Origin of the sequence: Pedobacter xixiisoli, assembly GCF_900215335.1 — a bacterium.
Taxonomy (GTDB): Bacteria; Bacteroidota; Bacteroidia; order Sphingobacteriales; family Sphingobacteriaceae; genus Pedobacter; species Pedobacter xixiisoli.
This window is the reverse complement of record NZ_OCMT01000005.1, coordinates 213,837-225,866: the sequence shown is the minus strand read 5'-3', so window position 1 is coordinate 225,866 and position 12,030 is coordinate 213,837. Positions and strand designations below refer to the sequence as shown.

The 12,030-nt window shown below is 36.7% G+C and carries 10 protein-coding genes; 2 read left to right on the top strand and 8 right to left on the bottom strand.

The window, feature by feature from the left end; genetic code table 11:
- The first annotated feature begins 28 nt into the window (after positions 1 to 28).
- Positions 29 to 1,837 carry an excinuclease ABC subunit UvrC gene (gene uvrC, locus CRO54_RS20585; RefSeq protein WP_097133995.1) on the top strand — a complete coding sequence of 603 codons (1,809 nt, stop codon included), beginning with the start codon at positions 29 to 31 and terminating at the stop codon, positions 1,835 to 1,837.
- Between the two features lie 116 nt (positions 1,838 to 1,953).
- On the opposite strand, the gene porN is transcribed toward uvrC, so the two are convergent.
- From porN to ppnP, 8 genes are all read right to left on the bottom strand, one after another.
- Entirely contained in the window at positions 1,954 to 2,880 is a 927-nt protein-coding gene (porN, locus tag CRO54_RS20580; RefSeq protein ID WP_097133994.1) for a type IX secretion system ring subunit PorN/GldN, read from the bottom strand.
- 6 nt (positions 2,881 to 2,886) lie between these two features.
- Entirely contained in the window at positions 2,887 to 4,410 is a 1,524-nt protein-coding gene (porM, locus tag CRO54_RS20575; RefSeq protein ID WP_097133993.1) for a type IX secretion system motor protein PorM/GldM, read from the bottom strand.
- Positions 4,411 to 4,446: 36 nt separating this feature from the next.
- Entirely contained in the window at positions 4,447 to 5,253 is an 807-nt protein-coding gene (gene porL, locus CRO54_RS20570) for a type IX secretion system motor protein PorL/GldL (protein ID WP_097133992.1), read from the bottom strand.
- Positions 5,254 to 5,312: 59 nt separating this feature from the next.
- Positions 5,313 to 6,632 carry a T9SS ring complex lipoprotein PorK/GldK gene (porK, locus tag CRO54_RS20565; protein WP_097134067.1) on the bottom strand — a complete coding sequence of 440 codons (1,320 nt, stop codon included), beginning with the start codon at positions 6,630 to 6,632 and terminating at the stop codon, positions 5,313 to 5,315.
- Positions 6,633 to 6,985: 353 nt separating this feature from the next.
- The gene (locus CRO54_RS20560) at positions 6,986 to 7,753 is read right to left on the bottom strand and encodes a uroporphyrinogen-III synthase (RefSeq protein ID WP_097133991.1); all 768 of its coding nucleotides are present in this window, start codon (positions 7,751 to 7,753) and stop codon (positions 6,986 to 6,988) included.
- A gap of 15 nt (positions 7,754 to 7,768) precedes the next feature.
- A complete protein-coding gene (locus CRO54_RS20555) occupies positions 7,769 to 8,731 on the bottom strand; it encodes a DUF4271 domain-containing protein (protein ID WP_097133990.1) in 963 nt (320 codons plus the stop codon).
- Position 8,732: 1 nt separating this feature from the next.
- Positions 8,733 to 10,463, bottom strand: a complete 1,731-nt coding sequence (locus CRO54_RS20550; RefSeq protein WP_097133989.1) for a BamA/TamA family outer membrane protein — start codon at positions 10,461 to 10,463, stop codon at positions 8,733 to 8,735.
- A gap of 45 nt (positions 10,464 to 10,508) precedes the next feature.
- Entirely contained in the window at positions 10,509 to 10,787 is a 279-nt protein-coding gene (ppnP, locus tag CRO54_RS20545) for a pyrimidine/purine nucleoside phosphorylase (RefSeq protein ID WP_097133988.1), read from the bottom strand.
- Positions 10,788 to 10,864: 77 nt separating this feature from the next.
- Between ppnP and hemW the strand changes: the two genes are divergently transcribed.
- On the top strand, positions 10,865 to 11,998 hold the full coding sequence (gene hemW / locus CRO54_RS20540) for a radical SAM family heme chaperone HemW (RefSeq protein ID WP_097133987.1): 1,134 nt from the start codon (positions 10,865 to 10,867) through the stop codon (positions 11,996 to 11,998).
- Positions 11,999 to 12,030: the final 32 nt, after the last annotated feature.

The following is a 12,030-nucleotide window of genomic DNA, read 5'->3' as shown; positions in this document are numbered from 1 at the left end:
AATTTTTTAGTGTAAATTTGTAGCCCCAATGAGCAGTTTCGATTATAAAAAAGCATTAAAGGATATTCCTCACAGACCAGGTGTTTACCAATATTTTGATGTGGATGACAAGCTCATTTATATTGGCAAGGCAAAGGATTTGCGTAACCGCGTGAGTTCGTATTTTGTACAGGATAAACAGCTCAACGGAAAAACTAGGGTACTGGTTTCTAAAATTAGGCGCATCCAATTCACCATTGTTGATACAGAGATTGATGCCTGGCTACTCGAAAATAGCTTAATTAAAAAACATCAGCCTCGCTACAACATTATGCTTAAAGATGACAAGACTTACCCATGGATTGTCATCAAAAAAGAACCATTCCCCAGGGTTTTCTCTACTCGAAGAATGATTAAAGACGGATCAACCTACTTAGGTCCTTACGCTTCTGTGGGTATGATGCATACGATTTTAGACCTTATCAAGGAAACTTATACTTTGCGCACTTGTAATTTGGCATTAACCCAAGAAAACATCAATGCGAACAAGTTCAAAGTATGCCTAGAGTATCAGATTGGTAATTGCAAAGGACCTTGTCAGAATTACCAATCTAAAGATGATTACGAAAACAATATTGCCGAAATTAAAGACATTTTAAATGGCAAAATCGGTAATGTAATTAAAGAAGTAAAACAAGTAGTTAAAACCGCTGCCGAGGAGCTCAACTTCGAACTAGCACACAATTACCAGAAAAAACTCAGCGTACTAGAAAAATATCAAAGTAAATCTACGGTAGTGAGCAGCGCCATTACCAATATTGATGTGGTAAGTATTGCAAGCGATGAACGATACGCTTTTGTCAACTATCTAAAGGTTATGAATGGCGCCATTATCCAAACCCAAACTATAGAAATTAAAAAACGTTTGGATGAAAGCGATGAAGAACTACTCTCTATCGCTATTGCAGAGTTTCGGAGCAGATTTAAAAGCACTTCAAGAGAGATTGTTGTTCCCTTTGAAATTCCATTAGAAGACACCAATCTTAAACTTACCTTGCCTAAGTTAGGCGAGAAAAAAGCTTTGTTAGAACTTTCCCAAAAAAACGTACTGTTCTTCAAAAAAGAAAAGCTAAACCAATACGAGAAGTTAAATCCGGAATTAAAGACAGACCGTGTGTTAACGCAGATGAAAAACGATTTGAGGTTAACGCAATTGCCATATCATATCGAATGTTTCGATAACTCCAATTTTCAAGGAAAATATCCAGTGTCTGCCATTGTGGTATTTAAGGACGCCAAACCTAGCAAAAAAGATTATCGCCATTTCAATGTGAAAACCGTAGAAGGGCCTAACGATTTTGCAACAATGCAGGAAGCCGTTTACAGACGATATAAGCGCATGTTAGATGAAAATCAGCCATTACCTCAGTTGATCATTATTGATGGAGGAAAAGGACAATTGTCATCGGCTGTAAGCAGTTTAAAGAAGCTCGGCATTAATAAGAAGGTTACCGTTATTGGCATTGCCAAAAGATTAGAAGAACTTTATTATCCTAACGACAGTTTGCCACTTTATTTGGACAAGAAATCGGAGACCTTAAAGATCATTCAACATTTAAGAGACGAAGCCCACCGATTCGGAATTACCTTCCACCGTAAAAAACGTGATCAAGGAACATTAAAAACTGAGTTGGAAGAAATAGAAGGCATTGGCAAAAGCACAGCTGACAAACTACTTCAGCATTTTAAATCCGTGAAGAAAATCAAGGAGGCCAGTACTGAAGAATTAGCTAAACTCCTGAATAAAAAACAATTGACTACGCTTGTCAATTACTTCAACAAACTTGAAGGAAATTAAACAAAACGTTCATTTTTACAATTTATATAATGATGAACATATAAAAAGCATATGCTATCAACAAAAAAAGTCCCGATGAAATAACGTCAGGACTTTTTTATAAATTTTTTTTTGAATTAATATTCCCAGAGACCTTGTTCCATATCAGCCATTTTCTTTTTGATACGTTCGCTTTCTAACAAACGTTGTCTCGGATCACCAACTAAATCTTTCACTTTATAATCTCCAGCATTTGTTTGTTTAACTACATGACTAGAAAACAATCTATGAATGAAGAAATCGTCCAAACTTAGAGGAGAAGAATCATTTAAAGGATTGAAAAGTCTTTTCGTAGAGAGAATATCTCTTGCTTCTTCGTAGGCAATCCAAAAAACTGGCTGCCAATCTTTACTTTGATCGTTAAATTTCAAAGGTGCCAAAGCAACGATACGAGGTTCGAAAACACCTCTCTTTCCATCAAAAACCCAATCTTCTTTAACTCTGTATTTTAAAAACAATGCTGGGTTAAATTCTCCAGCTACTTGAGTAACTGTACCTGTTTTGTTGTTGGTTACGTTTACAACGCCGTTTGCCAATCTTATAGCCTCTGTTGTATCTAAAGGAAAATTGAAAGAATCATCATCATCCAAAGTAGTTGGATTCTTTGGATTATAAGCTGTAAGCTCTTCGTTTCTCACATGAGTTAACAGCACATCAATCAATCTCGATTTAGGATAGTTAAGCACACCATTAATGGTATCACGCAAGTCTATATCTCTCCAAACACGCTTGGTATAAACCACATCTTCATCCTTAATTACAGGTAGAAATGCTTTTTCCGAAGCCGTGTCTCTAAGCTCCTTTTCCATCGCATAGCCATCTTTCGGCTTCACCCTGATTTTCTTTTTAGCTACCGTTTTAGTAGTATCTACTTTTGGAGTTTCCGCAACGGCAGTCGAAGTAGTCGGTTTCTTTGCATTGGTTTTTCTAGTATTGCTTTTTTGAGCAAAACTTACCGCAACAACCAACATCATACATACAAACGACAACGCAATCTTTTTCATCTTCAATTATTTTACATTAAACACCAATGCCGGCAACACCTTTTGTCTACCATCAGGGCCCTGAGATACAATATCGCTAAAGATAACCCTTGTTCCAGGAGACACCGCATTAATTGCACTTCTTACTGCTCCTACAAAGTTACCGCCTTGTCCAGATATGGTTATTGCGTCAGAGCGTGGCTTAATCACTGTCAATTCGAAACGAATAATTCTAAATTTCACATCAAAAGGGAAATCATCCAAATCAGCTTCAATTTCAGATTCGCTCTTTAATTGTACCGAAGCAATATCTCCGCCTCCGTAACCACCAACTTTTGCAATTGGAGCAGGAATAGCTTTAACCCTAAACTTAGGAGCTCCCAAGTTTACCGTTTTTCCATTGTTAACACCGCTTACACTGATAGAAACCTCTTTGCCTACCATCGAACCAGGTACGTTGATCATGTATTTACCATTACCGCCAGTTAAAGAACCACCAGTGATAGATGCATTGATACTAGGGAAACCTGCTGCAGAAATAGTAAACGGATTTGGAATACCTGCGTAGATTACATTCAACTTATCAGAAGAAACTGTTGCCGATGGCGCAGCTACTTGATAAGTTTGAGGTTTGGTCTCGTAAGTTTTAATATTTCCGTTTCTCTCTTTAACTCTAATTGTACCTTTCCAAGTAAAAGTACCTACACTTCCTGTACCGCCGGTATAAACACCTTTGCCATTATCAGTTGGGACTTTATTTCCATTTACACTCACATCTGGCGAAGATTTAGAATCACTTGCCGTTAGGTAAATTTCTGCTTTGTATGGCTGTCCTTGAATTACATAAGAAGAAGGAGCTACTGCCACAGCCTCAAATTGATCCAATACTACGATAGGCTTATCAGCTAAGATCTTGTTGATGATATCAGCTTCCATATTCTTAGCATCGTTTTGAAGCATGGTTAAGATAGTTCTAAAAGCGGCCAAGGGAACACCCTCACCGAACATAGAACCAGTCCATGTTTTAGGTTCTCCAGCTTTAGGTTTGGCAGGGTCTAAAGCCTGCAAAACAAACGTTGGTTTACCTTCATCTTCTTGTAAAAGTGAAGCTAATTTTTTCCCTGTTTTATTAATTTCCTCTTGCAACTTCTTACCTTCTTTAGAAGAAGCATCGTTACCCATGATATTTTGACCAATATCTAGGTTGTTCTTTTGCACTAAATCGCCATCTTCGTCTAAACCATCAGCAGCAATTTTAGCTTGAAGCTTATCAATATATTTGATTAAATCTTCACCTACCTTTTGCGCCTCTTTAGCTCTATTTAGCTTTAGCAGGTTATCCCCGCCTTCTTTAGCTTTTGTATTTTCGTAATTTCTCAACAGTTGAGAAATATTACTTTCAACGTTATTTTTAGATGTGTTTAAGCTATCATTAATATTCTTGAAAGCTTTTAACACCAAATCCGAAACGTTAAGGGCAAGCATAGCTAATAGTACCAAATACATGATACCTATCATCTTCTGCCTTGCTGTTTCCTTACCTCCTGCCATATTATCTCAATATTTAATAGTTAATAATATGACTGATTATGCACGTGGTTGATTCATTGCCGTTAACATGTTGCCATAAATAGCATTTAACGACGATAAGTTTTTAGCTAGTTTACCAACTTCTTCTTTGAACTGCTTCGAATCTTCCATAGAATCGTTGAAGTTGTTCATGGTTAAAGCCAAGTTTTGGTAAAATTTATTCATTGATTTTAAGTGAGCGCTAGAATCTTGTAGCTCTAACTCATATACTGCATTTAATGCCGATAAGTTTTTAGCCAAGTTATTTACTTGCTCATGGTAAGCTTTAGAATCAGCATGACTAGCTCCTAATGCAGCCAATTGCTCTGTAGCTTTGCCAAAGGCATTATTCATGTTTCCAAGGCTATCACTAGCACCTTTTACTTTATCTGTAAACTCCGTAGTAGCAATAGAAGCATCTGCTACCTTAGAAATATTTGCAACTTTATCTCCGAAGGTACGTAAACCGTTACCTAAGCTTTCTATCAATTCTGGACCAATTTTTTCATTAACCAATTTATCCAAAGCACCTGTTGCACCAACATTAACTGGAGCAGCCTGCGGAATTGCATCTTGAGGTGTAGGCTTACCATCTTTACGCAATTGCGGATAAACTTTATCCCATTCTACATCTGCGTGTGGTGGAAAGAAACCTCCTAATAAGAATAGAAATGCTTCTACACCTAGTCCCACACCAATCATAATACTTCCCCAAATACCTCCCAAGTGAAGGATTTTAAATAATGCACCAACAATTACGATAGCTGCACCCACAGAGGTTGCAAGGTGTAATTTAGCTTCTTGAGTGGCAAATTTTCCGGCCATAGTTCTTAATAGTTAATTTTAGTTTTTTGGTTTTTATATTATATTTTTTTTGGAAAAAGCTACATTAATCTGTTTCCAGGATAGTGAGATACACATCTGAAACCAATGTAAGATCTTGGCACATTCTGATACTCGTACTGTGCTACAGAATTTTGAAGGAAAAAGCCTATATCTTTCCAAGAACCGCCTTTAACTGTTTTACGGGTTCCTTTTCTAAAAATTGGGTTTCTGTCTTCTGGCAAAGAAGTATTATAAGAGTTTAAAGTCCATTCTGCTACGTTTCCAGCCATGTTATATAAACCGTAATCGTTAGGCAAATAAGCTTTAGCCTCCACAGTATAAAGCGCACCATCATCAGCATAGTTACCTCTACCAACTTTAAAGTTAGCTTGCAAGCAACCTTTCGCATTCATAATGTATGGACCACCCCAAGGATACTTGGTTTGTGTTCTGCCACCACGTGCTGCATATTCAAATTCGGATTCTGTTGGCAAATCGTATTTCAACCTTGAATTGGCAGGAAGTTTTCTTTGACGTGCTACATTTTCGTAGAACTGTGTACGCCAATTGCTAAAAGCTCTAGATTGATCCCAAGTTACACCAACTACAGGATATTTATCATAAGAAGGGTGGTTAAAATAACCCTCAACCATAGGATCATTATAATCGTAGGTATAATCTTTTCTCCAAACCAAGGTATCTGGATAAACCATGATAGAAGGGAATTCATTAATTTTTCCTGGTGTTGGACTATCCGTATAGATATCGTAATCATCGATACGCTGTCTTTCTGCTACACCAGCATTTTCAACTGCTCTATCTAGGTTTTTTTCTACAAAAGCGTATCTCAGTAATTTGATATCAAGATCTTTATCATTTTTACCTTGAGTAAAACTAGATAAATTGTCATTAACGTACATCGTTTTTAATTTTGTTTGTACGTCAGGTTTTTTATTACGCCATAGATTAGAACCATTTCCGACCTTTTTCCAATCAATATTTTTGAATTTGGCTGGACCAGCGGCTGCATTTGCTTTTGGCTTAATGAAATAATCATCAATATTGCCTTTGGTGATTGCTACCGAATCTCTCACCCAATTTACAAATTGTCTATATTCCGCATTTGTAATTTCGGTTTGGTCCATAAAGAAAGGGCTCATAGAAACCATCTTACTTTGTTTGCCCTGATAAAACGTAATATCTTCATCAGTCATTCCCAAAAGGTTTCGACCACCAGGAACATAAACCATTCCCAAAGGGATTGCCGTATTTTTGAATTTTCTGTTATAGGCACCGACCAATTCCCCTTGACCGCCTTTTCCACAGCTCGAAAGCATTAAAGAAAGCAGGGTAACGGCAAGAAAGTATAGTTTCTTCATATTTCGTCTAAGCAATTTTACAGCAATTTTATTAATTAACATTGATATTAACAACTATTCGCACAAAAAAATCCACACTTTTTAAGAGTGATTTTTTTTATTAACATTTCGTTAATCTCAAAACTGAAGGTTTTAAAAGCCAAAACACGAAAAACCGGCTTTATTACTTGACCAACAAACCTACGCTAATCATCAAATAAAACGACTTTATATACCCGTTACCTGATAATCAGTACAGATTAACGTTACAAACCTTACTTTATTGTGAATAAAGCAAAAACATCAATCATTTATAACGCCTTACCAGATAACAGATTGCTTATCAACACCTATAGATGGGTATTTTTATAGAATTACTTGTTAGACTTCTTGATGTAATTCTCTAAAGCCATAATCATAGATGGAGCCTCAGGATTTGGAGCTGCGATATCAACAATTAGCCCATTATCAGCTACTGCTTTTTGAGTATTTAAACCAAAAGTTGCTATCCTTGTATTGTTTTGTAGAAATTTGGGGAAATTTGTATACAGCGACTGAATACTCGAAGGACTGAAGAATGCCAACACATCATAAAATACATCAGCAAGGTCTGACAAATCACTTACTACTGTTCTGAACAATACAGCAGGGGTTACATCGTAACCGTTCTTTTGAAGGAAATTCATGGTATCCTCTGTAGCCACATCCGAACAAGGGTACAAGAATTTTTCAGTAGCATGTTTTTTCAGCACCTCTGCTAAATCGGCAGCAGTTTGCTTACCGAAGAATATTTTACGCTTTCTATATTGAATATACTTTTGCAAGTATAGTGCAGTAGATTCTGAGATACAGAAGTACTTCAAATTAACGGAAACCTCAAACCTCATCTCCTCACAAATCCTGAAGAAATGATCCACGGCGTTTCTACTTGTAAAAACTACAGCAGTAAAATCAGCTAGGTTAATTTTTTCTTTTCTAAAATCTTTAGCAGGAACGCCTTCTACGTGAATAAAAGAGCGGAAATCTATCTTTAGATTATACTTCTTTGCTAAATCAAAATATGGGGACTTTTCAGTTTCTGGCTTAGGCAGGGTTACCAATATGCTTTTTACCTTGCGTAGTCTTTCGTTGTTTTCTTGCATTTTCCTAATTAGCACTTATAACCCTATTGCCTTGATTAATATCAATATAGGGCAAATTTCGAGGGTGCAAAAGTACAAAAATAAATACAATTTAGGAAACCTATATTGTGATAAAATATTTATTGCCGCCCTTATAAACTGAAAAACAAAGATTAGAATTAGTGCAGATACACCCAAGAAGATATAACCAGAGCCATATTCTTTCGCAGAAAGCGCAAAAGCAATGATAATTGGGACAAACAATAAAGAAGTATTAAAATAACTTAAATATAATATTGACACATATTGGTGGAGTGCCCGCTGCACATCAAACACAAATCCGATAAATCGTAAACAAACTATTTTTAGTAGATATAATAAAATCACGATTACCGATATGGTGACGAAAAATGTAAACCCACCTTGATGAACCTGCGGCAAGCCCCGATATTGCGCAGCAAGATAAAAGAACATCCCTATGGTAAAGCCGAACTGGATAAATAACAATAAAAACGACCAGGAAGTAACCAAATTATCTTCCTTATTAAGATTAATGAGCGCCCTATTGCTATAAAAAGATTGTACCACTGCACTGAGTTGCTTACCAAAAGTATTTTTTAGAATTGCAAAAAGCACCAACAAAAAACCGATGATACCTAACACCCAGACATCGCCTTTTGGCAACAAATCTCCATGCTGATACACTACTTTTTCCTGGGAGTTGCCTGCCAATTCAATCCATTTTTTTAATGAGAAAACTTCGAAACCATAACCAGCATTTAAACTATCGAGCCATTTTGCATTGGTTAACGAATCTCTAATCTTCAGAATATCTGGCGTTAGCGTATCTATAGCTACCACATTAGCAGTGTCTATAATGGTTAAACTATCTTGTAAAGGAATGGCATTGTTTAGGGTATCGACCTTTGTTGTTACCTGCGCCTGAGCAGCGACCATCAATACTGTAAAAACAAGAAACAATAAGTTTTTCTTAGCCATTTTAAAATAGTGCGGTTATACCGAAGTGTATTTTTCCTTGGCGCAAATTTAATGGATTATTTTTTTGTTTCCCTAAAGCATAACTCACAGAAAGAATTCCGAGGTTAGTTTCGAAGTTAACGCCAGCCCCAAAACCCAAAGGAAAATCAGCATAATCTAGTTTAGCGGTTTTATGTTGAAGATAAGCTTGGTTGTAAAATGCGAATAAAAATGAATTTTGCTCTAACAAATATCTTATCTCGGCATTACCGATGGTGTAACCTGTTGCCAATATGGATAGTTCGTTAAAACCCCGAAGGCTTCTTTGTCCGCCGATGCGAAAAACCTCATTATCTAACAAATACTTACCACTAAGGAAAGCTGTTTGATTGGATGCAGTAAAAACCAGCTGCTTAGCCAAGGGCACATAATAGTTGATTTGACTGAACCATCGATAAGATGTGCTACTTAGCGGTATCCCTTGGTATAAATTCTCTGGAATGGCCGCATTACGTTTAATCTTCTTACTTCCAACCGCAGCATCAAATGAAATACTGTAACCTTTTTGCGGATTGTACCTGTAATCTAGATTTTCGATATTTAACCCTAAGCCGTAAAAAGTAGTGCTAGCATCTAAAATTGCAGGCAGTATTGTTGCATTTTCGTAAGCTTCTACCGAAGAAAGGCTTGTAGAGCGATTTTCTATAAAAAACTGAAAAGTATTGTTTCCTTTTAGCAAGTAATTGAAGCCTAACTTAGTATCTACATTTAAAAAAGACGAATCTTGCTTGTACAGGTATAAGCTTGGACTTAAACCAAAATCTGTATTGAGCACATGAGGAAAAGCGGCTTTAATATCCAACAATTGGCTCTGTTGTGCCAAACCTTGATAATTAAAATTCAATTGCTCTCCCCTTTTAAAGGCATTTTGCAAATGAAGCTTTAAGTTACCCACCAATTGCGTTTTACCAGAACTTCCATTTTGCTGTAGTCCTAGAATACCGTCAAATTGGTTTGCATTCTTTTTATTTATAAATATTCGAGCCGAAGCTTTTTCTGTAGAGAAAACTATTTCGGTTGGCTTTACAACTTCTAAAAATGGCAATTCCCGTAATCTATTTTCTATTTGAGAGATTGCTTTTTCAGAATAAAGCATCCCGCTTTTGGTATTGAGGTAAGACTGAAGATATTTTTGTGCAATTTGAGCAGTACCTACTACCTGTAATGTATCAAATAGAATTTTTTGATTGGGTTTTACTTCAATTCTTGCTGAGATAGCGCCAGTATCAATCTCAATTTGTTGCAAGCTTACACTAGCGAATGGATATCCGTTATTTTCGTAATGCGTTAATAGTATTTTAAATAGCTGTGTTAAACCTTCAACATCAAAATTTACCCTTTCGTAATTTCTTTCACGAAAACCCACACTCTGCTTAACTGCAGAAGGTAAATTTCCGCTAGAGAGTTTAACCCATTGGTATAACTGGTTTGGCCTAATCGCTAGCGAAACTTCTTTCCCTTGAAAATCTAAAGCAGTAATCTCTGCCAACAAGTACCCTTTAAACTGCAACTGAGAGAGTAATTTATCCGCTTCTTTGTAGACTTCTAGACTATCCTTAATTTCTTTCGGCAATTCAAAATCCTTCGATAGGGACTTAAAATTATCTGGCAATGAAATCTTTAGCCTATAGCCTTGTTGGGCAAAAATACTTCCGCCGCAGAAACAAAATATAAGCCAAATGATAAACCTCATATACTTTCTCAAAAGTAAATAAAAGCATTAGGTTTAACGCAAATACTAATTGTATTTACATAGGTAAGAAACCTGCCCTACCACTTTTACTTTAAAAGAAGAATTTGCGTCTACCTCAAATTTTTCTCCTGCATTAAAGTTTTTCCAGTCAGTTTGCCCATCTAATAAAACTTGCATTGTACCTTCTACAATAATCATGGTTTCGTGGGTAGAAGTTCCAAATTCGTATTCGCCGGCATCAATTACGCCTACGGTAGATTTTCCATTGTTTTCGTAACCTAGAGACTTTACGGCTCCGTCAAAATATTCGTTTACAGTTATCATATTGCTAAAATAGCAACATTGCGCATAAAAATTCTACTTACCAGAAAATTTAGCCCATTAACCCTACCTTTGTGGCAATGGCTGGCATCTATATCCATATTCCTTTTTGCAAAAAGGCTTGTACTTATTGCGATTTTCATTTTACCACCTCTACAAAATATATGAACGAGATGGTGGAAGCAATTTGCAGGGAAATCATCCTTAAGAAAAACAGATTAGAGCACCAACAAATTGGCAGCATCTATTTTGGCGGTGGCACACCTTCAGTTTTACCAACGGCAGCGTTGCAGCAAATTTTGGCAACCATAGAAAAGCATTTCTCTATTTCTTCTGATGCAGAAATCACGATAGAAACCAATCCCGACGATTTAACAGCTTTGAAAATTAGCCAAATTAGAAAACTACCCGTGAATCGTTTCAGCATTGGCACGCAATCTTTTTTTAATGAGGATTTGGTGTGGATGAACAGAGCGCACAACTCGCAAGAAGCTTCGGATTGCATCAAAAGAAGTCAGGATGCAGGCTTTGAAAACTTGACTATTGATTTGATTTACGGCTATCCCCTGCTCACCAACGAAAAGTGGAAAACCAACATACAAACAGCTATCGAACTCCAGATACCACATTTATCTGCTTACTCGCTTACTGTAGAACCGAGAACAGCTTTAGCCCACGCCATTGAAAAAGGCAAACAGCCAGATGTGAGCGACGACCAAAGCGCTGATCAATTTATGATGCTGATTGATACAGTTACGTCAAATGGTTTTGAGCACTACGAAATTTCAAATTACAGCTTGCCCCAAAAATATGCAGTTCACAACACTAATTATTGGAAAGGCGTACCCTATTTAGGAATTGGTCCTTCGGCACACGGCTTTGACGGATACGATAGATATATCAACGTTGCCAACAATGCAAAATACATGGAAAGCCTTGCAAAAGGCCAGTTGCCCGAAACGTTGGAACAGTTGAGTACAACTGATAAGTTTAACGAGTATGTGATGACTTCCCTAAGAACCATGTGGGGCTTAAACCTAGAAAAAGTAGAAAAAGATTTTGGCAGAAGCTATGCAGAACAGACTAAAAAATTAGCTAAACCATTCATTTTCAACGGGAAATTATTTAAAGAAGACGACATTATCAAACTCACTAATAAAGGAAAATTATTTGCAGACGGCATTGCAGCAGAGCTTTTTGCAGAAAACGAATAAAATGTTTTAGTAGTTTTTTGCGTACTTTTGTA